This window comes from Actinomadura graeca (assembly GCF_019175365.1).
Lineage (GTDB): Bacteria > Actinomycetota > Actinomycetes > Streptosporangiales > Streptosporangiaceae > Spirillospora > Spirillospora graeca.
Genome location: NZ_CP059572.1, coordinates 578,625 through 600,101, shown reverse-complemented (window position 1 = coordinate 600,101; position 21,477 = coordinate 578,625). Strand labels below are relative to the sequence as shown.

The window sequence follows — 21,477 nt, the reverse complement described above, 5'->3', positions numbered from 1 at the left end:
GTGAGCACCTTCGGCACGCAGACCTGGAACGCCGGGACGCTCCCGTCCAACGACAACGTCAACCCCTACGCCTTCAGCGTCGACCTCAACGGGCAGTGGTTCGCGCAGAAGGGCAAGATGATCGCCTACTACGGGCAGATCAGGTTCGAGGCGCTGTCGGCGGGCCCGCTGGACGCCCTGGTCGCGCACACCTTCAACTCCCCGCTGTACGCCCACGACTGGATCGTCGCGCAGGGCCAGGGCAAGCTCGTCCTGGCCGACCGGGGGTTCGACGTCAACTCCTTCGACCTGGACCAGGGGAACCTCACCGTCCGGGCGGGGAACCTGCTGGCGTTCGAGCCGGGCCTGGAGCTCAAGCAGTCGATCATCCCGGGCTTCCTCACGCTCATCGGGACGGGCCGGTTCGTGGCCGCCTCCAACGGGCCGGTGCATTTCGTCGAGCCGCCGATCCGGGTCGACCCGCAGGCGCTGCTCGGCTGGGCGGACTGCCCGTCGCCGTGCCACCACTACGACCACTCCTACATGCGCGGCGCGCTCGGCGCCGCGCGGATGATCTTCGGGGTCGGCGGGTCCTCCGGTGAGGAGCACCAGTTCGACTTCACCGGGGAGGGGACGGTGCTGATGCAGTCGTCCGAGGTCGTGATGAACGAGGACGTCCTGCTGCGGGACCTGGAGGGCCAGATCGGCCTGGTCGGCACCTCCGGGCTCCAGCGGCTCCAGCACACCATCACCCAGCGGCTGTCCGCCGAACGCCAGGGCTGACCGGCGCCGGAGCCCCGGGCCCCGCACGTGCGGGGCCCGGCGCTCCGGCCCGTGCCCGGGCGGTCAGGACGTCGGCGCGGGCGCGGTCTTCATCACCCGGAACGGCGCGCCGAACGGGTCGCGGACCGCCGCGATGCGCCCGTAGGGGGTGTCCTGCGGCTCCTCGTCGACGGTGCCGCCGCCCGCCCGCACCCGCCGGACCGCCTCGTCGGCGTCGGCCACGTCGAAGTAGCTGATCCAGGACGTCTCGGCCGCCCCCGGCTCGCCATGGATTCCGCCGATGTAGTGGCCGTCGGGACGGCGCAGGGCGGTGTAGTCCATGCCCGGGACGGGCTCCAGCCCGTAGTCGAAGACCGCGGTGTAGAACGCGCGGGCGGTGTCGGCGTCGGCCGTGACCAGATCGTTCCAGACGAGGGTCCCGGGCTCGTTGACGTAGGCGGCGCCCACGTGGTCCTGCCCCTGCCAGAGGCCGAACTGGCCGCCCTGCGGATCCTTGACGATCGCCATCCGGCCCTGGCTCATCACGTCCATCGCGGGCTGGACCACCTCGCCGCCGGCCTTGGCGGCACGGTCCACGACCTCGCCGATGTCGTCGGTGGCGAAGTAGACGTTCCACCAGAACTTGGTGGCCTGCTCGTCAGGGTTCTGCATCATGGCGGCGACGGGCTCCCCGCGCAGTGTGCACATGTTGTAGTGCCCGCCCTCGGGGCCGACGTCCTGGAACTGCCAGCCGAAGAGCGTCCCGTAGAAGGTCTTGGCCCGGTCGAGGTCGGGGATGCCGAGGTCGAGCCACGTGGGCGTCCCTGTCGGCGCGTTGCTCGTCACATGGGTCATCTGGCCACCGTTCCTTGTTGCCGGGGCCGCTCACGGCCCCGGGTCCGCTGCCGCACGCCCGTACCCCCACCATCCTGGCCTCTCCCCGGCGGTTCACACATGTGTTCGGACGGATCCGTAAGGATCGGCCGGCGTGCACGGGCCAGGGCTCCGCGTCACGTACACTGATCAGATGGTTTCGCTCCCGAGCTGACAGGCCGCCCAGGCGCGCCCCGGTCGCATGGACCGCGCGGCGCGCCGTTTTGCGCCTGTCCGTCGAGCCGTCCGTCAGGGGAGCCCTGTCACTGTGATCATCGCGAACGACATCGAGCTGCGCGCCGGGTCCCGGCTGCTGATCGAGGCCGCCTCCTTCCGGGTCAACCCCGGCGACCGGGTGGGCTTCGTCGGCCGCAACGGCGCCGGCAAGACCACCCTCACGAAAGTGCTGGCGGGGGAGGCGCTGCCCGCGCAGGGCAGCGTGACGTCCTCGGGCACGATCGGCTACCTCCCGCAGGACCCCCGCGGCGTCGACCTCGAAGAGCTGGCCCGCGACCGGATCCTGTCCGCGCGGGGCCTGGACGAGGTCATCCGCAAGCTGCGCGCCGCGGAGGAGGCGATGGCGGCCGCGTCCGACGCCGAGCGCGACAAGGCCGTCCGGCGCTACGGGCGGCTGGAGGAGCGGCTGCACATCCTCGGCGGGTACTCCGCCGAGGCCGAGGCCGCCTCCATCGCCTCCAGCCTGGGCCTGCCGGACCGGGTCATGGCCCAGCCCCTCGGGACGCTCTCGGGCGGCCAGCGGCGCCGCGTGGAGCTGGCCCGCATCCTGTTCTCCGGCGCCGACACGCTGCTGCTGGACGAGCCCACCAACCACCTGGACGCCGACTCGATCGTCTGGCTGCGCGACTTCCTGAGGTCCCACCAGGGCGGCCTGGTCGTCATCAGCCACGACGTGGAGCTGCTGGACGCGGTGGTCAACCGGGTGTTCCACCTGGACGCCAACCGCAGCGTGATCGACATCTACAACGTCGGCTGGTCGACCTACCTCGGCCAGCGCGAGACCGACGAGCGGCGCCGCAAGCGCGAGACGGCCAACGCCCAGCGGCAGGCGTCCGCGCTGCTGTCGCAGGCCGACAAGATGCGCGCCAAGGCCACCAAGGCCAAGGCGGCGCAGCAGATGGACCGCAGGGCCAGGCAGCTCCTGGCCGGCGTCGAGGGCGAGCGGCAGGCCGACAAGGTCGCCAAGATCCGCTTCCCGGATCCGGCGCCGTGCGGCCGGACTCCGCTCACCGCGGAGGGTTTGTCGAAATCGTACGGATCTTTGGAGATATTCACCGACGTGGACCTGGCGATCGACCGGGGCAGCCGCGTCGTCGTGCTGGGCCTGAACGGCGCGGGGAAGACGACGCTGCTGCGCATGCTGGCGGGCGTCGACAAGCCCGACACCGGCGCCGTCGTGGCCGGTCACGGCCTGCGTGTCGGCTACTACGCGCAGGAGCACGAGACGCTGGAGGTCGAGCGCTCGGTGCTGGAGAACATGCAGTCCGCCGCGCCCGGCATGGCGCCGGTCGAGGTCCGCAAGATCCTCGGCTCGTTCCTGTTCTCCGGCGACGACGTGGACAAGCCCGCGGGCGTCCTGTCGGGCGGTGAGAAGACCCGTCTCGCCCTGGCCATGCTGGTGGTGTCCAGCGCCAACGTCCTGCTGCTGGACGAGCCCACCAACAACCTGGACCCGGCCAGCCGCGAGGAGATCCTGGCGGCGCTGCGCACCTTCGCCGGGGCCATCGTGCTGGTGACCCACGACGAGGGCGCCGTCGAGGCGCTGCGGCCGGAAAGAGTGATTTTGCTGCCGGATGGTGTCGAAGACATCTGGAGTGACGAGTTTGCTGATCTGGTGGCACTTGCGTGACCTGGGGACTGCCTTCCGCAGATCTTTTCTGGCCGAGTGGGTAGCCGAACGCGCGGGAATGACTGATCATGGCGGGGGATAACGCAGCGGTCACCACATCACTACGGGAGGTACTCGTGGCCGAGACCCTTAAGAAGGGCACCCGCGTGACCGGTGCCGAGCGCGACAAGCTGGCGGCGGACCTCAAGAAGAGGTACGACTCCGGCGAGAGCATCCGCGCCCTGGCAGCCGCCACCGGCCGCTCGTATGGGTTCATCCACCGGATTCTGACCGAGTCCGGCGTCAACCTGCGCGGTCGCGGCGGCGCGACCCGGGGCAAGAAGTCCTGAACGGACACCGACCCCCGGATGAGCGCACCGCCTGAGCCGCCGCCGCGGCCGGCCGAGTAGGGTTCGGCCGCGGCGGCGGACAGGGTGGGTTCCGCCCCGTGGACGGCGGGGCGGGACCCAGTGCGCCCCCATGCGTCCCGCCTTCCCGCCCCGGCCGCGGACCCCGCCGCCGGACAGGTCACAGCGGAGAGGGAGCGCATGGCGGACGCGGACGCGGGCCGGCGACCGGAAGCGGTCACGGCCCCGGGAGAGGCAGACCTGGCAGGAAACGATCTGCCAGCGGACGATCCGGACGGGATCGATCTGGCCGGGGCCGGGTTGCGGCTGGACGTGGACGGCGCGGTCGCGACCGTCACGCTGGACCGTCCCGAACGGCGCAACGCCATGACGTTCGACACCTGGCGGGGACTCGCCGCGATCGGCAGGTCCCTTCCGGCGGGCGTGCGCGTCGTCGTGCTCCGCGGCGCGGGCCCGTCCTTCTCGGCGGGCATCGACCTCGCCCTGTTCTCCGGCGACGGCGAGGGCTTCGCCGACGGCTCCGACGCCGAGGCCACCGACCGCTTCATCGCCGGGCTCCAGGAGGGGTACACCTGGCTGCGCGACCCCGCGTTCGTCACCGTCGCGGCCGTGCAGGGCCACGCCATCGGCGCGGGCTTCCAGCTCGCGCTGTCCTGCGACATCCGCGTGGCCGCCGACGACGCGCGGTTCTGCATGAAGGAGCCCGCGCTCGGTCTCGTCCCCGACCTGACCGGCACCAAGCCGCTCGTCGAGATCGTCGGCGTCGCCCGCGCGCTGGAGCTGTGCCTCACCGCCCGCACCGTGCGCGCCGACGAGGCCGCGCGGCTCGGCCTGGCCGAGACCGTCGTCCCGCGCGACGGGCTCGACGCGGCCGTCGCCGACCTGGTCGCCGCGCTGCTGACGGTGGACGCGGGCGCCGCCGTCGCCACCAAGCGCCTGCTGTGGCAGGCCCCGGGCAACACCCTCGAACAGCAGTGCGCCGCCGAGCGCCGCGAGCAGGCCGGGCGTCTCCGCGAGCTCTTCGCCCGCTGAGACGGCGGGGACGGCGGGGACGGCGCGGCGGGCCGCGTCAGGCGCCTGCCGTGACGGCGGCCCGCCGCGCGGCGGTCACCGGCCCGATGCGCGGGCCAGCGGCAGGAGCAGCCTGCTGGTCCCGGGGGTGAGGACGACCTTGGTGCCCGCCGGGTAGCGGAGCGTGTAGTCGCGGTCGGTGGACAGCACGACGACGCCGAGCCGGTGGCCGGCCTTGACGACGTAGTCGGTCGGCTCGAAATCCCAGCGGAACCGATAGGTCTCGCCGGCCTCGATCTGCTCGGTGCGGCCCGGGTCGTGCCGGTTCCTGGCGTCCAGCCAGCCCCGCGTGATGATCTTGAACGGGGCGGTCTCGGTCAGCAGTGCCTGCCGGGTCGTGCACCCGTCGTCGCCCGGGACGCCCTGGCCGTAGCAGACGCGCTCACCGGTGTCGCTGCGGGCGCCGGTGGGGCGGGTGTCGGTGCCGTAGTCGACGAGCAAGGCCGTCAGGTAGGGCGACCGCCCGTCCAGCGACGCCCGGACCGACATCTGCGGGATGCCGTTGACGCGCAGCGGCTCCTCAAGCGCCGGTGTGAGGTAGGCCAGCCGGTTGGGGTCGGCCTTGTCCTCGTTGACCAGCAACTCCTCGGCGCTGCGGGCCTTCCCGGCGTCCACGAGCGACTGGTCGTCGCCGTGCCGGGGCCGTTCGCCGAGGACGCCCGGCTGGCCCGACGCGCCGGCGTTCAGGCTGAACGAGACCGTCCGGGTGCCGGGGACGGGCCAGTCCTTGGCCGTCTCCCACTGCCCCGGGGCGCGCTCGATGTCGACGCGCGGCTCCTTGTCGATGCCGTTGCGCAGGCCGTACAGGTACCGGTCGAACCAGTGGTGGGTCTGGCGCAGCCACTCCTCAAGGCGCCAGCGGAACGGCGTCGCGTGGTTGGCCTGGTGCAGCCACAGCTTGCGCGGCACCCCGGCCTCCTTCAGGGCGTTCCACCACTGGACGGAGTTCTTGACCTTGACGTTCCAGTCGTTCAGCCCGTGCACGACCATCACGGCGGCGCGCACCTTCCGGGCCTGGTCGACGTAGTCCCGCTGCTCCCACACGTCGCTGTAGTCGCCGGTCTCGCGGTCCTGCCCGGCCGCGATCGCGTCGATGACCTTGGCGCAGACCTCGGGATCCTTCCGGGTCAGCACGATCTTGGCCATCACGTCCAGGTCCTCGCCCTGGTAGCCGCCGGGCGCGAGGACCCCGCCGTTGGCGCGGTAGTAGTCGTACCAGCTGGAGATGCCCGCGATCGGCACGATGGCCTTGAGGCCGCGGACGCCGGTCGCGGCGGCCATGTTCGGCAGCGTCCCGTTGTAGGACTGGCCGATCATGCCGACGTTCCCGGTGGACCAGCCCGCCTCGACCGGCGTGCCGTCCGGGGCCCAGCCCTTCGCGCGGCCGTTCAGCCAGTCCACGGCGGCCTTGGCGCCCGCCTGCTCGCTGCGGTCGCCGGCGGTCGGGCAGCCGGTGGACCCGCCCGTGCCGATGCTGTCGAGGTTGGCGATGGCGTAGCCGCGCGGCAGGAAGTAGTTGTCGTAGTAGCCGGGGAAGACGTCGGCCACGCCCCGCTTGCCGCCGGGCAGGGCCTTCGCCTGCGCGTCGCCGATGTCGACGGGGTGGTTGGGGACGTTGTGGGTGCCGGCCCAGTACGGGCTGGCCTCCAGGATCGTCGGGACCTTGAGCCCGGCGGTGTCGGTCTCCTTCGGGCGCATGATCCGCATCTCGACGCGGTCGCGGACGCCGTCGTGGTCGCTGTCGGCGGTGGTCTCGATGCTGACGGTCTGGGTGACCGCGTCGGCGCGGGAGAAGACCGGCTGGGTCTCGCCGTCCCTCACCGTGACCTTCGGGGCGGTCTCCGCGCCGCGCGCCGGCCTTGTGGGCGCGGCACCCGCGGGGAGTGCGGTGGTGGCGAGCAGCGCGGCCGTGAGGGTGATCACGCCGGCGCCGCCTCGCGGGAAGCGTCGTCTCACTGGGGGCTCCTGGGGGGTGTGAGCCGGAGGTTGTTGATCACATGTACTACCGGTGCCGCGGGAAGTCCATAAGATCGCCCGTTATCGGTTCCGGCGGGCGGGCGCGGCGGGCGGGCGCGGCGGGCGGGCGCGTCATGGGCGTTACGCCGTGAGCGGAGCGGGGAAGCCGGGCGGGGGCGGCGGCGTTGTCCCAGCCGGATACTGAGATGCTTACTTGATTACGTACCTGCCCGCCCGGGCTCCCGCGGGGCGGGCAGCGATCCCTCGGAGGCGCTTGTGGGGATGCCGGGAACGCCGGGCAACGGCTGGCAGGTGATGGCCTCGTTCCGCAGGGACGGGTCGGTGACCCAGCAGAAGCTCAAGCCCGGCACCGTCGGGCGGATCGCCGGCTACGCGCGCCCGTACGTCCGCGAGCTGGTCCTGTTCCTCGTGCTGAACACCATCGCCGCGCTGATCGTCATCGCGAACCCGCTGCTGCTCAAGGCGATCATCGACCGCGGCATCGTGCCGGGCCGCCAGGACCTCGTGGTCTGGCTCGCCGCGGGCGTCGCCGGGCTGGCGCTGCTGGAGGCGGTGCTCGGCCTGGCGCAGCGCTGGTACTCCGCGCGCATCGGCGAGGGGCTGATCTACGACCTGCGCACGCAGGTGTTCGGGCACGTCCAGCGGCAGCCCGTCGCGTTCTTCATGCGCGCGCAGACGGGCTCGCTCGTCAGCCGCCTCAACAACGACGTCATCGGCGCCCAGCGCGCACTGACCACCACCCTGTCCTCGGTGGTGTCCAACGTGATCAGCCTGATCCTGGTGCTGGTGACGATGCTGATCCTGTCCTGGCAGGTGACGCTGATCGCGCTGCTGCTGCTGCCGGTCTTCATCCTGCCCGCCAAGTGGGTCGGGCGGCGGCTGTCGCGGATCAGCCGCGAGCAGATGGTGCTGGACGCCGAGATGAGCTCGCTGATGACCGAGCGGTTCAACGTGGCGGGCGCGATGCTCGCCAAGCTGTACGGCCGCCCGGCCGAGGAGGAGGAGAACTTCTCCCAGCGGGCCGCGCGCGTCCGCGACATCGGCGTCGTCGCCGCCATGTACGGCCGCGTGTTCTTCACCGCCCTGACGCTGGTCGCCGCGCTCGCCACCGCCATGGTCTACGGCATGGGCGGCTTCCTGGTCGTGGACGGCGGCCTGGAACTCGGCACGCTCGTCGCCCTCGCCACCCTGCTGACCCGCATGTACGGGCCGCTGACCGCGCTGTCCAACGTCCACGTGGACGTGATGACCGCGCTGGTCAGCTTCGACCGCGTGTTCGAGGTGCTCGACCTCAAGCCCCTCATCCGCGACCGCGAGGGCGCCCGCTCCCTCGGCGGGCCGCAGGCCGGGGACGGGCCCGCCGCGCCGGCGATCGAGTTCGACCACGTCCGGTTCGCCTACCCCGCGTCGGAGGAGGTGTCGCTGGCCTCGCTGGAGTCGATCGCGCGGACCGACACCGCGCCCGCCCGCGAGGTCCTGCACGACGTGGACTTCACCGCGGCCCCCGGCCGCCTCGTGGCGCTGGTCGGGCCGTCCGGCGCGGGCAAGTCGACGATCACGCACCTGGTCTCGCGGCTCTACGACGTGTCCGGCGGCGCGGTCCGGATCGGCGGGACGGACGTCCGCGACGTCACGCTCGACTCGCTGCGCGCCGAGATCGGCGTCGTGAGCCAGGACGCGCACCTGTTCCACGACACCATCCGGGAGAACATGCGCTACGCCCGCCCGGACGCCACCGACGCCGAGATCCTCCAGGCCCTGGAGTCCGCGCAGGTCGGCGGGCTGGTCGCGTCGATGGCCGAGGGCCTGGACACGGTCGTCGGCGACCGCGGCTACCGGCTGTCCGGCGGGGAGAAGCAGCGGCTGGCGATCGCCCGGCTGCTGCTCAAGGCGCCGTCGGTCGTCGTCCTGGACGAGGCGACCGCGCACCTGGACTCCGAGTCCGAGGCGGCCGTCCAGCGCGCCCTGCGCACCGCCCTGGCCGGGCGCACGTCCCTGGTGATCGCGCACCGGCTGTCCACCATCCGCGAGGCCGACCAGATCCTGGTGATCGAGGACGGGCGGATCGCCGAGCGGGGCCGCCACGAGGAGCTGCTGCTGCGCGGCGGCCTGTACGCCGAGCTGTACCGCACGCAGTTCGCCCGGCAGGACGGCGACGCGGAGGAGGAGGGCGCCGCGGAGGGCGCTGCGGAGGGCGGCGAGGAGGAGAGCGGCGCTCAGGCGTCGGCGGCCAGCCGGTAGCCGAGGCGCCGCAGCTCGGCGCCGGCGACCTTCTCCACCTGGGCGCTCTGACGCGGCGTCAGCCGCTCGCGCCAGGACCCGACGCCGAGCTCGGCGGCGTCGCGCGTCCCGGACCGCACCAGGCCCGACAGGACCGTGCTGGAGATCGCCTGGTCCAGGTATTCCGACACCTCGGTCGCGACCCGGCGCGGATGGGCGGCGAGGTCCTCGTAGCGGACGGTGAACAGCTGCTCCTCGGGGACCTGCTGCCGCAGCCGCGCGCTGAGCCGCACCGAGCCGCGCCAGCGCAGCGCGCACTTGACCGCCGGCGCGGCGCTCGGCCAGCGGCTGCGCTCGGTGTGGTCCTCGACGCCGAGGAACGGGTTGGGGAACACCGTGTCGAGGTTGGCGAGGCCCGGCTTGAACCAGGCCAGGCAGCGGTCGTCGTCGAGCATGTCGGCGACCGCGTCCCGGCCGTCCCTGATCACCTGGACGAGCTGGGCGTCCGGGAAGGCGTCCAGCAGCACGTCCGCGCTGTAGATGAGGTCGGGGGAGGCGTCGGCGAAGCGCACGACGTCCGCCGGCTGGACGCAGGGCCCGGCCCGCTCGCCGTCGCGGGCGGGCCGCCCGGGCGGCGTGGGCGAGGCCGGGGGGAGCCCGGCCAGCTCGCGGCACTCGGGCGGGCACTCCGCGCACGCCCGCCCGGAGATCTGCCAGGTCTCGGCGTAGGCGTCGCGGAGGACGCGCGCGGCGCCCTGGCCACGCTGCGTGGCGATCGACGGCTGGCGCGCGAAGGCGTAGCTGACCCTCAGGACGCCGGGACGGCCGGTGGTGAGGTGGAAGCCCGCGGAGCGTTTGACCGCGCGCGCCAGCAGGTCCGCACCGGAATGGGGTGCGCCCAGAACGAAGACCGGGCGGCGGACCTTGGTGCCGTTGATCACGAGGATGTGCGGCGGCGATCTCATACCGGAACAAGTTTGTCACCTTTTCAGGACGAACGGATCGTGACGCTCCGTGCGGCCTGACCGAATACCTGGAAAGGGGCGGGCACACTGCTGGAGGACTCGGCCGCCGAGGGGCACCGATACACACGCGCGGAGGCCCTTCCAGCCCTAGCCTTGGGGGATGGACGCTCCCCAGACGCTCGCCGGTCCCGCCCTGGGATTTCGGTGGAGGGGCCGCGCACAGGCGCTGACCACGGACAACGCACACGGCCCGCTCCGGCGGCCCGCACCGGGGCCGGGCAAGGGCGGGCGGGCCGCGCGCCGGACGCCGGGAAACGCGAGATGATCTGTTGGCGGGTCGTGACCGGCGGCCCCTTCCGCTGGCGTCCGGATCCTGACAAGCTCTATGCGTCGCGGTGCGAGGAGGGATCGGGTTGATGAGCGGGGGCGCCCGCGCGGAGGTGGCCGACGAGTCATCTCACGCGCCCGCCGTCGGCATGCCCGGCGGGCGGGCCGAACGTTCCGAAGCTCGCCGGTACAAGGCGTTGCGGCCCGGTGACCGGGTCGCGGTCGTCGCGCCCAGCGGCCCCGCCGACCCGGCCCGGCTGGAGGAGGGCTGCGCCGTTCTACGCGGCCTCGGCCTTGACGTCGTGCTCGGACAGCACGCCCTCGACCGAGTCAACCTGGGCGGACCCGGCCCCCTCAGGGACGGCTGGCAGCAGCTCGCCGGCGGCGACGCCGACCGTGCCGCCGACCTGGCCTCGGCCTGGTCCGACCCCCGCGTCAGCGCGGTGGTCTGCGCGCGCGGCGGCTACGGCGCCACCCGCGTCCTGGACCACCTCGACTGGGACGCCCTGGCCGCCGCCACCGGCCCCGACCCCAAGATGCTGCACGGGTCCAGCGACATCACCGCCCTGCACGTGGCGTTCGGGGCGCGCCTCGGCGTCACCACCTCGTTCGGGCCGATGCCCGCCGGGCGGATCGCCGACCTCGGCCCCGCCGCGACCGGCGCCGACGACGCCCTCACCCGCGACGGCCTGCTGGCGGCGCTGTTCGGCACCGGCCAGGACGTCCTGACCGGCACCCACGCCCTCGCCCCGGGCCGGGCGGAGGGCCCGCTCACCGGCGGCACCCTCACGCTCCTCACGGCCCTGCTGGGCACCCCGTACGCGCCGCCGCGGGCCGAGGGCCGGATCGTCTTCCTGGAGGACGTGTCCGAGGCGCCGTACCGGATCGACCGGATGCTCGTCCAGCTCCTCCAGTCCGCATGGCTCGACGGGGCGGCGGGGGTGGTGCTGGGGTCGTGGGAACGGTCCGGCGACCCCGCCGAGCTGGACGCGGTGTTCTCGGCGCGGCTCGGGCCGCTCGGCGTGCCGGTCCTCGCCGGCGTCCCCGCCGGGCACGGCCCCCGCCAGCGCACCCTGGAGCTCGGCGCCCCCGCCATCCTGGACGCCGGAGCACTCACCCTGCGAGCGCCGGGAGGTGCGCGATGAGGGGACGGCACGCCCGTCCCGTCCCGGGGGACGACGGGACCCTGGAGTCGCTGGTGGTGCTGGTGGCCGAGAGCCTCGGCTACACCTGCCGCCGCTACCCCGGGGAGGTGATCATGCTTGAGGGCCCCAACCGGCTCCCCGTCAGCCTGCGCGACCTGCGGCAGCTGGCGCGCCTGGTGCCCCGCGACGACTGGCCCGCGCTGGTCTCCGACCAGGTCACCACGATCGTCACCGCGATGGAGGAGCCCCTCGACCTGTCCGACTTCGACCTCGCCCAGCATCTGCTGCGCACCCGCATCCATCCGGTCGAGGCCGACAACGGCGGGTTCGCCGCCCGGCCCTTCGCCCCCGGGCTGATCGAGGTCGTGGTCGTCGACACCCCCACCAGCGTCCGAACCGTCAGCAACGAGGAGATGCACGGCTGGCCGGTGTCCGGCGACGCGCTGTTCATGCTCGGCCGCGCGAACGTGCGCGGCGACGGGCCGCTCCAGCACGACGAGCAGGAGCTCGGCGGCGTCCGGGTGTCGGTCCTGCACGGCTGGACGTTCTACGCCGCGACCCACCTGGCGTGGCTGGAGGAGTACCTGCCGATCGGCCCCTACGGCGCGCTGGTCATCGCCCCCAACCGCAGCCTGATCGTCGCGCACTCGCTGCGGATCGCCGAGAACTCCCCGCGGGCCCGCTACCGGGCGGCCGTGACCGCCGCCCACGAGCTCCAGGCCCAGGCCCACCGCGCCTACGAGGAGGGGCCCGGCTCGCTCAGCCCGCACCTGTACTGGTGGCGCGCGGGTGAGCTGACCCTTCTGGAGACGCGGTACGAGGGCGACACGCTGGTGCTGCCGGAGGAGTTCGCGTCCGTCCTCACCGCCCTCGCCGCGGAGCATTGACGCCCGTGCGCGTCGTCGTCGCGCCGGACTCGTTCAAGGGCGGCCTGTCCGCCGTGGCCGCCTGCGCCGCGATCGGGGCCGGCGTCCGCCGCGCCGTGCCCGCCGCCGAGGTGGTCGCGGTGCCGATGGCCGACGGCGGCGAGGGCACCCTCGACTGCTTCCTCGGCGCCCGCGGCGGCACCCCGGTGGAGGCCGCCGCCACCGATCCGCTGGGACGCCCGGTCACCGCCCGCTACGCGCTCTCGGGCGACGGGACCTCGGCGGTCGTGGAGCTGGCCGCCGCGTCCGGGCTGACCCTCGTCGAGGACGTCCCGCCCGACCCGCTGGGCGCCTCGTCCGCGGGCACCGGCGAGCTGATCGCCGACGCCGTCCGGCGGGGCGCCCGCGAGGTGCTGGTCTGCGTCGGCGGCAGCGCCGGCACCGACGGCGGCGCCGGGCTGCTGCGCGCACTTGGCCTGCGGTTCCTCGACGCGTCCGGCGCGGACCTCCCGCCCGGCGGCGCGGCGCTCGCCCGGCTGGACCGCGTCGACGACTCCGAAGTCCCCGCCGAGGTCCGCGCCACCCGCTTCCGTGTCGCCTGCGACGTCACGAACCCGCTGGTGGGCCCGTCCGGCGCCGCCGCGGTCTTCGGCCCGCAGAAGGGCGCGACGCCGAGCCAGGTCCGCGAGCTGGACGCGGCGCTCACCCGGTTCGCCGACGTCCTCGCGGCCCGCTCGGGCGTCCGCGTCCACGACCTGCCCGGGGCGGGCGCCGCGGGCGGCACCTGCGGCGGCCTGGTCGCCGCGCTCGGCGCCGAGCCCGCCCCCGGCGCGGCGCTCGTCGCCGAGGCCGTCGGGCTGCCCGCCGCCCTCGCCGGCGCCGACCTGGTGATCACCGGTGAGGGGCGGGTGGACGGGCAGAGCGCGGGCGGCAAGGTCGTCTCCGCGGTCGCCGCCCTCGCCCGCGAGCGCGGCGTCCCTGCCGTCGCCCTCGCCGGAGCCGTCGCCGGGCCGCTCGCTGGACTGCACGACCTCGGCCTCACCGCCGCGTTCAGCCTCGCCGACGGCCCCCGGACCCTGGACGAGCTGAAGGCCGAGGCGGCACCGCTGCTGGCCGCGCTCGCCGACCAGGTGACCCGCTGCTTCCTCGGCCCCGGTCAGGAGACCCGCTCGGAGGCAGGCCCAGGGCCGTGATCGCGCGGGCCCGACGCCGCTTCGCGATCCGCCTCGGTCAGGCTCGCATGCGCCACTGCCCCGCTGGGGCAGACGGCGTGCTCGCGTGACACCGGGGGCTCCATCGACGGCCAGGGAGCGGCCGCGGCGTCCTCCGGAGGACCCTTGACCGGCGCGGGCCTGCCGACGGTCAGGCGGGGGAGGAACACGTGCGTCAGCGGGCCGATCGCCAGCGCGTAGAGGAGCGTGCCGATCCCGACCGTCCCGCCCAGGAGCCAGCCGGCCGCGAGGACGCCCAGCTCGATGCCGGTGCGCACGACGCGGATGGAGCGCCCGTCCGCGGCCAGCCCGGTCATCAGCCCGTCGCGGGGGCCCGGGCCGAGGCCCGCGCCGATGTAGCAGCCGGTGGCGAAGCCGCCGACGAGAACGGCCGCGACCAGGTACGCCCACCGGGCCGTGAGACCGGCCGGATCGGGCAGCAGCCACAGGAACAGGTCGGCGAAGGCGCCCAGGAAGACGACGTTGCTGATCGTCCCGAAGCCCGGCCGCTGGCGCAGCGGGATCCAGCAGAGCATCACCAGCGCCCCGGCGATGACGATCCACACGCCGATCGACAGCCCGAACCGGCGCGAGAGGCCCTGGTGGAGGACGTCCCAGGGGTCGTTGCCCAGGCCCGACAGGATCTGGAGGGCGATCCCGAGCCCGTACAAGGCCAATCCGATGTACAACTGCACCAGACGGCGCCCCATCGAGGCCATTGCTGCGCTCCAAGCTCGTCAGAGTACCCTGAGATGCCCATCATGAAGGGAAGTGGCCTGGAAAGTGCAGGGCCAATATGCAAAAGTGGTCTGTATGAGCGTGCGTTACGTGAACGGTGTGCAGCTGGCCAGGCTACTCGGGGACGTGCCGCGTGAGCGGCCCGTCTACGCGGCGCTGGCCCGGTCGGTGCGCGGCCTCGTCCTGGACGGGCGGCTCGCGGCGCGGATGCGGCTGCCCGCCGAGCGCGACCTGGCCGCGGCCCTGGGCGTCAGCCGCACGACCGTGACGGCGGCCTACGACCGGCTCCGCGAGGAGGGCTATGTCGAGAGCCGCCAGGGCGCCGGTAGCTGGACGGCGCTGCCGCCGGTGGCGATGTCGGCCGCCGAGCCCCGCCCGGGGGCGGGCACCGGCGGGCGGTTCGGCGGGGTCCACCCGCCGCCCGGCGACGGGTTCATCGACCTCGGCTGCGCCACGCCCGGCGCCCCCGCGATCTTCGGCGCGGCGGTCGAGGCCGCCGTCGCCGAGCTGCCCCGGTACAGCGCGGGCCCCGGGTACGAGCCCGCCGGGCTGGAGGAGCTGCGCGAGGTCATCGCCGCCGGGTACGCGGCGCGCGGCGTGCCGACCCGCGCCGACCAGATCGTCGTGACGACCGGCGCGCAGCACGCGTTCACGCTGCTGACGCAGACGCTGGTCGAGCCCGGCGACCCCGTCATGGTGGAGCGGCCGACCTATCCGCACGCCCTCGGCGCGCTGCGCCGCCGCGGCGCCCGGCTCGTGCCGGTCGGCGTGAACGAGGGCTGGGACGTGGAGCTGGCCGCGGGGTCCATGCGGCAGGCCGCCGTCCGGATGGCCTACACGATCCCCGACTTCCACAACCCGACCGGCCACCTGATGCCCGCGGGCGAGCGGGCCGCGCTGGTGGACGCCGCCCGCCGCGCCGACGCGTTCCTCGTCGTGGACGAGACGTTCGCCGACCTCGCGCACGACCCGGACGCGCCGCGCGAGCCGCCCGCCGCCTCGTTCGACAACGGCGGCCGGGTGATCACGATCGGGTCGGCGTCCAAGCTGCTGTGGGGCGGGCTGCGCATCGGCTGGATCCGCGCGACCGCGCCGCTGGCCCGCCGCCTGGTGCTCGCCCGCGAGCCGTTCGACATGGCCAGTCCCGTCCTCGACCAGCTGATCGTGCGGGAGCTGCTGCTGCGGGGCGGGGAGGTCCGGGCGGAGCGGGCGGAGGACCTGCGCCGCGGCCGCGACGCCCTCGCGGCCGCGCTGCGCGAGCTGCTGCCCGGCTGGGAGTTCCGGCTGCCCGCGGGCGGGATGTCACTGTGGGCGCGGATCGGCGCGCCGGTGGCGACCCAGCTCGCCGAGGCGTCCGAGCGCGCGGGCGTGCGGGTGGTGCCGGGCCCGGTGTTCGCCGCGGACGGCGTCCTGGAGGACTACGTCCGGCTGCCGTACGTGCTGCCGGCCGCGGTGCTGCGCACGGCGGTCGAGCGGCTCGCGGCGGTCCACCGGGAGGTGCAGGCGGCCCCGGCCGGGCGTCCCCTGCCCGTCTACGTCTGATCCCCGCATCGGACGCAGACGGCGGGACGCGGGCGGGTCAGGGCGCGCGCTGGATGTAGTCGACCAGGTGCTCGCGCTCGCTCTGCAGCTCGTCGATCGCGCTCTTGACCACGTCGCCGATGCTGACGATGCCGGCGAGCCGGCCGTCCTCCACCACCGGCACGTGCCGGAAGCGGCGCTCGGTCATGGTGCGCCGGAGGTCCTCGACCTTGTCGCCGGGCCCGCAGCTGCGGACCTCCGATGTCATGATCTCCGAGACGGGCCGGTCGAGCAGAGCCGCGCCGCGCTCGTGCAGGCGCCGCACGACGTCGCGCTCGGACACGATGCCGGCGATCGAGGTGCCGTCGGGCGACACGACCGCCGCCCCGATGTTGTGCTCGGCCAGGACGGCGAGCAGCTGCCGCACGGTGGCGTCCGGCCGTACCGTGGCCACCGCGTCTCCCTTCCTCCGCAGGATGTCGCGAATCCGCATGCCTCACGCTCCGCTGCCGGTTCGGACCCGGGGGACGACGGCCGCCGGGGGCCGGTCGCCGGGCTTTCTCCTGCCAAAGGTCGCATGTTCCGGCCCCGGGGAAAACCCCGCGGCGGTAAACCTCCGGCGCAGCGAATCGGCATATTTGTCGTAGATCGGGAACCACAGCGGGGTGACGACGACGCTCAGGACCATCGAGACGGACATCCCCGCGCGGCTCGACCGGCTGCCCTGGTCGCGATGGCACTGGACCGTGCTGATCGGTCTCGGCGCCGTCTGGATCCTGGACGGCCTGGAGGTCACCGTCGTGGGGGTGATCGGCCCGCGGCTCACCGACGAGAGCGCGGGGCTCGGGCTCACCGACGGGCAGGTGGGGCTCGGCGCGTCCATCTACGTGATCGGGGCCTGCCTCGGCGCGCTGCTGTTCGGCCACCTCACCGACCGGTTCGGGCGCAAGAAGCTGTTCCTCCTCACCCTCGCGCTGTACCTGACCGCGACCGTCCTGACCGCGGTGTCCTTCAGCCCATGGTGGTTCTACATGTGCCGGTTCCTCACCGGCGCGGGCATCGGCGGCGAGTACGCGGCGATCAACTCGGCGATCGACGAGCTGATCCCCGCCCGCGTCCGGGGCCGCGTGGACGTGGTGGTGAACGGCTCGTTCTGGATCGGCACGTCGTTCGCCGCCGCGCTGTCGATCCCGGTGCTGAACGGCGACCTCGTCCCCGAGGACCTCGGGTGGCGCGCCCTGTTCGCCCTCGGCGCGCTCCTCGGCCTCGGCGTGCTGTTCGTCCGCCGGACGGTGCCGGAGAGCCCGCGCTGGCTGTTCATCCACGGCCGCGAGGAGGAGGCCGAGCGGGTGGTGGCCGACATCGAGCGGCGGGTCGCCGCCGAGACCGGCGCCGAGCCGGAACGGCCGGGGGAGACGATCCGCGTCCGCCAGCGGCGGGTGGTCGGCTTCCGGGAGATCGCCGAGACCGCCGTCCGGCGCTACCCGCGGCGGACGGTCCTCGGCCTCGCGCTGTTCATCGGGCAGGCGTTCCTGTACAACGCCGTCTACTTCACCTACGCGCTGGTGCTCGACACGTTCTTCGGGGTGCCCGACGCGAAGGTCGGCTACTACCTGATCCCGATCGGCATCGGCAACTTCCTCGGCGCGTTCCTGCTGGGCAAGCTGTTCGACACCGTCGGCCGCCGCGTGATGATCACCCTGTCGTACGTGCTCTCGGGCGTGCTGCTGATCGGCACCGGCCTGCTGTTCCGCGCGGACGTGCTGGACGCCTGGACGCTCACCGCCTGCTGGTGCGCGGTGTTCTTCTTCGCCTCCGCCGGCGCGTCCTCGGCGTACCTGACCGTCAGCGAGATCTTCCCGATGGAGACGCGGGCCATGGCCATCGCCGCGTTCTACGCGGTCGGGACGGGCCTCGGCGGCGTGATCGGCCCCGTCCTGTTCGGCCGCCTCGTGGAGACCGAGCGGATCTCCGCCGTCGCCGCGGGCTACTTCCTCGGGGCCGCGCTGATGATCGCGGCGGGGATCGTGGAGATGTTCCTCGGCGTGGAGGCCGCCCGCAGGTCGCTGGAGGACGTCGCCCGCCCCCTGTCGGCCGAGCAGGTGGCGTGACACCCGCGCCGGGTCGGACCGGACCGGCCGCGGCCTGAAGACGCGTCAGGTCAGGAGGCGGCGCAGCGCCGCAAGGCCCGGTGTGAGGACGAGGCGGCCCGCGGAGCCGTCGTGCGCCAGCGCCGCGCGGGCCGCGTTGGCGCCGCAGGAGCCGTGCACACCGCCGCCCGGATGCGCCGACGCCGACGCCAGGAAGAGCCCGGCGACCGGCGTCTCCGCCCGCCCCAGCCCCGGGACCGGGCGCAAGACGAGCTGCTGGTGCGCCTGCGCCGTCCCGCCGTTCAGCGCGCCGCCGTGCAGGTTGGCGTCGTGCCCGCCGAACGCGGGCGGCGCGATGACCCGCCGGGCCACGACGCGGTCGCGGAACCCGGGGGCGAGGCGTTCGACGGCCGCCTCGATCCGCCCGGCCATCGCGTCCCGCTCCCGCTCGTCCCACACGCCGGTGATCCCGTCCGGCCCGGCGTCGCCCCTGACCCGCTGGGGGACGTGGGTGTAGGCCCACACCGACTCGGTGCCCGCGGGGGAGCGGGACGGGTCGGCGGTCGTCATCTGGCCGAGGAGCGCGAACGGCTCGGACGGGACGAACCCCGTCGCGATCTGCGCGCTGTACCAGGTCAGCGCGTCCATGCCGGGGGACAGGTGCACGGTCCCGGCCCGTCCGGCGCCGGGGGACGCCCAGGGGACCGGGCCGGACAGCGCCCAGTCGACCTTGAACGTCGCGTGGTCCCAGTCGAAGCGCCGCATGTCCTCGCGCAGGCCCCGGCGGTCGCGGGCGGGCACGTCGGACCAGTCCACCAGGCCGCCGTAGAGCGCGGGCGCCGACACGTCCGCCAGCACCGCCCGCGCCCCCCGCACGGCCTCCCCGGACGCCGTCCGCACGCCCAGCGCCCGGCCGTTCCCCACGACGACCGAGGTGACCTCGGTGTCGCAGCGGACCCGCCCGCCCCGGGACTCCAGCCGCCGCACGAGCGCCGCCGTCAGCGCGCCCGCGCCGCCCTCGGGCACCGGCCAGCCGTCCCGCTGGCCGACCATCGCCAGCAGCCACCCGAACCCCGAGCCGCCCGTGGTCTCGGGGAACACGTCGGTGTGCAGGGCGGAGCCCGCCAGCAGCAGCGGCCCGCCCGGCCCGGTGAACTCCCGCTCGCCCAGCCCGCGCACCGGCGCCGCCAGCGTCCGCAGGACGCGCAGCCCGCCCGCGCGCCGCAGCGCCGCGGCCAGAGGCAGCGCCGCCCGGACGGGCGGGAACGGGGTGAACAGGGCCCGCAGCAGTGCCTCGCCCATCTCCTCCCACAGCCCGTACAGCCGCAGCCACGCCTCGCCATCACCGTCCCCGAAGGCGTCGAGCCCCTCCGCGGTCGCCCGCGGGTCGTGCTCCAGGACGGCGCAACGGCCGTCCTGGAGCGGATGCGCGAGGACGGCCTCGGCGTGCTTCCACCGCAGCCCGTGCCGTTCCAGGCCGAGCGCCCGCATGGCGGGGGACGCCACGCCGAGCGGGTAGAAGGCGCTGCACAGGTCGCTGACGTAGTCGGGGTGGACCCCCCGGTCGCTGCGCACGGCCCCGCCCGGCTCGGGCTGCGCCTCCAGCACCTCCACGTCCCAGCCCGCGTCCGCGAGCATGTTGGCCGCGACCAGCCCGTTGGGCCCTGCCCCGATGACCACCGCGTCCGCCATACCGATCACCTTAGGGCCGGGGCCGCCTCAGCCGGCGGACCGGGCCGCCCGCGGCCCGTCCTCCACCCGGGCTACATGCCCGGCCACCCAGCGCGCGACGGCGTCCGGACGGCTGCGCGGCACCCAGTGCCCGGCCGCGACCGGCCGGATCGACAGGTCCGGCACGTGCTCCGGCAGCCCGCCCACCAGATGGGGCGAGACGAACAGGTCCCTGGTCGGGACGATGACCTGCGTCGGGACGTCCGTCCGGCGCCCGCGCGGCCTGCGCAGCCGCACCATGTTCGCCCGGTACAGCCCCACACCGGACGCGCCGTCGCGCGGCAGCGTCCTAGCCGGATGCCCGTCGCGGGCGGGGACGCCCTCACCGATCTCCAGGGCCCGCGTGAACACCCTGGACAACCCTGCACGCCACAGCAGCTCGGGCAGCACCGGAAGCTGGAAGAGGCAGATGTACCAGGACCGGACGCCCTGCCCGGCCACCCGCCGGAGGCTCGACGGCGTCGGGCGTGCCAGGCCACGCCGCGTCCAGAGCGCCACGTGGTCAAGGCAGGGGCCGGAGATGGAGGTGAACGAGGCGAACCGCTCCGCCATCGTGCAGACCGCCTCCCACGACTGGATCGAGCCCCAGTCGTGCCCCACCAGATGCACCCGGCGGCCGGGCGCGGCGGCGTCCAGCACCGCCCGCATGTCGGCCATCAACCGGCCGAAGGCATACCCCCCGCGCCCGGCCGGCCGCGACGACGCCCCGGCACCGCGCACGTCGTACCGGACGACGTGGTGGCGGGCCGCGAGCCGCTCGGCCACCTCGTCCCACACCGCGTGGGTGTCGGGGTACCCGTGCACCAGCAGGACGGTCGGCCGCGACCGGTCGCCCTGCTCCCACAAGGCCAGATCCACCCCGTCGCCACGCACCCACCGGAAACGCTCACTATTGGACACAGCGTCAATCAACCGCCCGCGACGGCCCCGGGTCAAGGTGACGCGTGCCACCGGCCCTCAGAGGGCGATGCGCTCGGCGCCTGTATAGACGTTCATGGTCTCCCCGCGCAGGAACCCCACCAGCGTCATGCCCGCGTCCTCCGCGAGGTCCACCGCCAGCGACGACGGCGCGGAGACCGCCGCCAGCACCGGGATCCCCGCCGTCATCGCCTTCTGCGTCAGCTCGAACGACGCCCGCCCGCTCACCATCAGGACCCGCCCGCCGAGGGGGAGCAGCCCCTCCCGCAGCGCCCACCCCACCACCTTGTCGACCGCGTTGTGCCGCCCCACGTCCTCCCGGACGGCCAGAAGCGCGCCCGAGGCGTCGAACAGCCCGGCCGCGTGCAGCCCGCCCGTCCGCTCGAAGACCCGCTGCGCCTCCCGCAGCCGCTCGGGCAGCGCCGCCAGCACCGCGGGAGTCAGCCGTACCGGGTCGTCCGCGACCTCGTAGGGCCGGTCCGCGCGCAGCTCCTCGATGCTCGACTTCCCGCAGACCCCGCACGCGCTGGTCGTCGCGAACGCCCGCGTCATCGAGTCGTCCGGCGGCCGCACCCCGGGCGCCAGCGTCACGTCGAGGGTGTTCTGCTCCTCGGTGTCGGCGCAGTAGCGCATCGCCGTCAGGTCCCCGGCGTCCCCGATGATCCCCTCGGCCGCCAGGAACCCCGCGACCAGGTCGAAGTCGTGGCCGGGCGTCCGCATGGTGATCGTGAGCGGCTTGCCCGCCACCCGGATCTCCAGCGGCTCCTCGACGGCCAGCGTGTCGGGACGCCGCCCCCGCGTCCCGGTGGTGCTCAGCCTCAGCACTGGCCTGCGCACGGTGATCCGCCCCATGACCGTGACGTTACCCG

18 protein-coding genes are annotated in these 21,477 nt (G+C 74.2%); 10 read left to right on the top strand and 8 right to left on the bottom strand.

The genetic code is table 11. The annotated features are described in order from the left end of the window. Positions 1 to 762: an AIM24 family protein gene (locus AGRA3207_RS02965; RefSeq protein ID WP_231333010.1), complete on the top strand. Its 762-nt coding sequence runs from the start codon at positions 1 to 3 to the stop codon at positions 760 to 762. Between the two features lie 63 nt (positions 763 to 825). On the opposite strand, the gene AGRA3207_RS02960 is transcribed toward AGRA3207_RS02965, so the two are convergent. Beyond that, complete coding sequence (locus AGRA3207_RS02960; protein WP_231333009.1) at positions 826 to 1,596, bottom strand: VOC family protein; 771 nt, start codon at positions 1,594 to 1,596, stop codon at positions 826 to 828. Between the two features lie 286 nt (positions 1,597 to 1,882). On the opposite strand from AGRA3207_RS02960, the gene AGRA3207_RS02955 reads away from it, so the two are divergent. The 3 genes from AGRA3207_RS02955 to AGRA3207_RS02945 all read left to right on the top strand — a co-directional run bounded on the left by AGRA3207_RS02955 (position 1,883) and on the right by AGRA3207_RS02945 (position 4,860). Beyond that, the gene (locus tag AGRA3207_RS02955; RefSeq protein WP_231333008.1) at positions 1,883 to 3,481 is read left to right on the top strand and encodes an ABC-F family ATP-binding cassette domain-containing protein; all 1,599 of its coding nucleotides are present in this window, start codon (positions 1,883 to 1,885) and stop codon (positions 3,479 to 3,481) included. A 116-nt stretch (positions 3,482 to 3,597) separates the two neighbouring features. Next, positions 3,598 to 3,810, top strand: a complete 213-nt coding sequence (locus tag AGRA3207_RS02950) for a helix-turn-helix domain-containing protein (RefSeq protein ID WP_021596738.1) — start codon at positions 3,598 to 3,600, stop codon at positions 3,808 to 3,810. Between the two features lie 198 nt (positions 3,811 to 4,008). Next, on the top strand, positions 4,009 to 4,860 hold the full coding sequence (locus AGRA3207_RS02945; RefSeq protein ID WP_231333007.1) for an enoyl-CoA hydratase/isomerase family protein: 852 nt from the start codon (positions 4,009 to 4,011) through the stop codon (positions 4,858 to 4,860). A gap of 75 nt (positions 4,861 to 4,935) precedes the next feature. Here the strand turns inward: AGRA3207_RS02945 and AGRA3207_RS02940 are convergent, their stop codons facing one another. Continuing rightward, positions 4,936 to 6,855: a Xaa-Pro dipeptidyl-peptidase gene (locus tag AGRA3207_RS02940; RefSeq protein ID WP_231333006.1), complete on the bottom strand. Its 1,920-nt coding sequence runs from the start codon at positions 6,853 to 6,855 to the stop codon at positions 4,936 to 4,938. Between the two features lie 282 nt (positions 6,856 to 7,137). On the opposite strand from AGRA3207_RS02940, the gene AGRA3207_RS02935 reads away from it, so the two are divergent. Continuing rightward, positions 7,138 to 9,117, top strand: coding sequence for an ABC transporter ATP-binding protein (locus AGRA3207_RS02935; protein ID WP_231333005.1), 1,980 nt, complete (start codon positions 7,138 to 7,140; stop codon positions 9,115 to 9,117). Here AGRA3207_RS02935 and AGRA3207_RS02930 read toward each other — a convergent pair. Continuing rightward, the gene (locus AGRA3207_RS02930; RefSeq protein ID WP_231333004.1) at positions 9,093 to 10,061 is read right to left on the bottom strand and encodes a sulfotransferase family protein; all 969 of its coding nucleotides are present in this window, start codon (positions 10,059 to 10,061) and stop codon (positions 9,093 to 9,095) included. The two genes, AGRA3207_RS02935 and AGRA3207_RS02930, sit on opposite strands and share 25 nt — an antisense overlap. Positions 10,062 to 10,477: 416 nt before the next feature. Between AGRA3207_RS02930 and AGRA3207_RS02925 the strand changes: the two genes are divergently transcribed. From AGRA3207_RS02925 to AGRA3207_RS02915, 3 genes are read left to right on the top strand one after another with little or no spacing between them, the layout of a single operon-like run. Next, the gene (locus AGRA3207_RS02925; RefSeq protein ID WP_231333003.1) at positions 10,478 to 11,533 is read left to right on the top strand and encodes a S66 peptidase family protein; all 1,056 of its coding nucleotides are present in this window, start codon (positions 10,478 to 10,480) and stop codon (positions 11,531 to 11,533) included. Then, the gene (locus AGRA3207_RS02920; protein ID WP_231333002.1) at positions 11,530 to 12,420 is read left to right on the top strand and encodes a DUF1444 domain-containing protein; all 891 of its coding nucleotides are present in this window, start codon (positions 11,530 to 11,532) and stop codon (positions 12,418 to 12,420) included. The genes AGRA3207_RS02925 and AGRA3207_RS02920 overlap by 4 nt, the downstream gene beginning before the upstream one ends. A 5-nt stretch (positions 12,421 to 12,425) precedes the next feature. Next, positions 12,426 to 13,592 (top strand): glycerate kinase, encoded by a 1,167-nt coding sequence (locus tag AGRA3207_RS02915; RefSeq protein WP_231333001.1) that lies wholly within the window; start codon positions 12,426 to 12,428, stop codon positions 13,590 to 13,592. Here AGRA3207_RS02915 and yczE read toward each other — a convergent pair. Beyond that, positions 13,556 to 14,329: a membrane protein YczE gene (gene yczE, locus AGRA3207_RS02910; protein ID WP_420830861.1), complete on the bottom strand. Its 774-nt coding sequence runs from the start codon at positions 14,327 to 14,329 to the stop codon at positions 13,556 to 13,558. The genes AGRA3207_RS02915 and yczE overlap by 37 nt on opposite strands. Positions 14,330 to 14,423: 94 nt before the next feature. Here yczE and yczR point away from each other — a divergent pair, with 94 nt between their 5' ends. Next, positions 14,424 to 15,890 carry a MocR-like transcription factor YczR gene (yczR, locus tag AGRA3207_RS02905; RefSeq protein ID WP_231333000.1) on the top strand — a complete coding sequence of 489 codons (1,467 nt, stop codon included), beginning with the start codon at positions 14,424 to 14,426 and terminating at the stop codon, positions 15,888 to 15,890. Between the two features lie 37 nt (positions 15,891 to 15,927). Here the strand turns inward: yczR and AGRA3207_RS02900 are convergent, their stop codons facing one another. Beyond that, positions 15,928 to 16,362, bottom strand: coding sequence for a CBS domain-containing protein (locus tag AGRA3207_RS02900; protein WP_231332999.1), 435 nt, complete (start codon positions 16,360 to 16,362; stop codon positions 15,928 to 15,930). Between the two features lie 172 nt (positions 16,363 to 16,534). On the opposite strand from AGRA3207_RS02900, the gene AGRA3207_RS02895 reads away from it, so the two are divergent. After that, positions 16,535 to 17,980 carry an MFS transporter gene (locus AGRA3207_RS02895; protein WP_231332998.1) on the top strand — a complete coding sequence of 482 codons (1,446 nt, stop codon included), beginning with the start codon at positions 16,535 to 16,537 and terminating at the stop codon, positions 17,978 to 17,980. A 45-nt stretch (positions 17,981 to 18,025) separates the two neighbouring features. Here AGRA3207_RS02895 and AGRA3207_RS02890 read toward each other — a convergent pair whose 3' ends face one another. From AGRA3207_RS02890 to fdhD, 3 genes are all read right to left on the bottom strand, one after another. Continuing rightward, complete coding sequence (locus AGRA3207_RS02890; protein ID WP_231332997.1) at positions 18,026 to 19,651, bottom strand: phytoene desaturase family protein; 1,626 nt, start codon at positions 19,649 to 19,651, stop codon at positions 18,026 to 18,028. Between the two features lie 27 nt (positions 19,652 to 19,678). After that, positions 19,679 to 20,548 carry an alpha/beta fold hydrolase gene (locus AGRA3207_RS02885; RefSeq protein ID WP_231332996.1) on the bottom strand — a complete coding sequence of 290 codons (870 nt, stop codon included), beginning with the start codon at positions 20,546 to 20,548 and terminating at the stop codon, positions 19,679 to 19,681. A 99-nt stretch (positions 20,549 to 20,647) separates the two neighbouring features. Then, the gene (gene fdhD, locus AGRA3207_RS02880; protein WP_231332995.1) at positions 20,648 to 21,460 is read right to left on the bottom strand and encodes a formate dehydrogenase accessory sulfurtransferase FdhD; all 813 of its coding nucleotides are present in this window, start codon (positions 21,458 to 21,460) and stop codon (positions 20,648 to 20,650) included. Between the last annotated feature and the right edge of the window lie 17 nt (positions 21,461 to 21,477).

Coding starts and splice junctions, on each gene's coding strand:
- AGRA3207_RS02890 (WP_231332997.1), bottom strand. CDS start 19,651: ATGGCGGACGCGGTGGTCATCGGGGCAGGGCCCAACGGGCTGGTCGCG.
- AGRA3207_RS02960 (WP_231333009.1), bottom strand. CDS start 1,596: ATGACCCATGTGACGAGCAACGCGCCGACAGGGACGCCCACGTGGCTC.
- fdhD (WP_231332995.1), bottom strand. CDS start 21,460: ATGGGGCGGATCACCGTGCGCAGGCCAGTGCTGAGGCTGAGCACCACC.
- AGRA3207_RS02920 (WP_231333002.1), top strand. CDS start 11,530: ATGAGGGGACGGCACGCCCGTCCCGTCCCGGGGGACGACGGGACCCTG.
- yczR (WP_231333000.1), top strand. CDS start 14,424: ATGAGCGTGCGTTACGTGAACGGTGTGCAGCTGGCCAGGCTACTCGGG.
- AGRA3207_RS02930 (WP_231333004.1), bottom strand. CDS start 10,061: ATGAGATCGCCGCCGCACATCCTCGTGATCAACGGCACCAAGGTCCGC.
- AGRA3207_RS02925 (WP_231333003.1), top strand. CDS start 10,478: ATGAGCGGGGGCGCCCGCGCGGAGGTGGCCGACGAGTCATCTCACGCG.
- AGRA3207_RS02945 (WP_231333007.1), top strand. CDS start 4,009: ATGGCGGACGCGGACGCGGGCCGGCGACCGGAAGCGGTCACGGCCCCG.
- AGRA3207_RS02900 (WP_231332999.1), bottom strand. CDS start 16,362: ATGCGGATTCGCGACATCCTGCGGAGGAAGGGAGACGCGGTGGCCACG.
- yczE (WP_420830861.1), bottom strand. CDS start 14,329: ATGGCCTCGATGGGGCGCCGTCTGGTGCAGTTGTACATCGGATTGGCC.
- AGRA3207_RS02935 (WP_231333005.1), top strand. CDS start 7,138: ATGCCGGGAACGCCGGGCAACGGCTGGCAGGTGATGGCCTCGTTCCGC.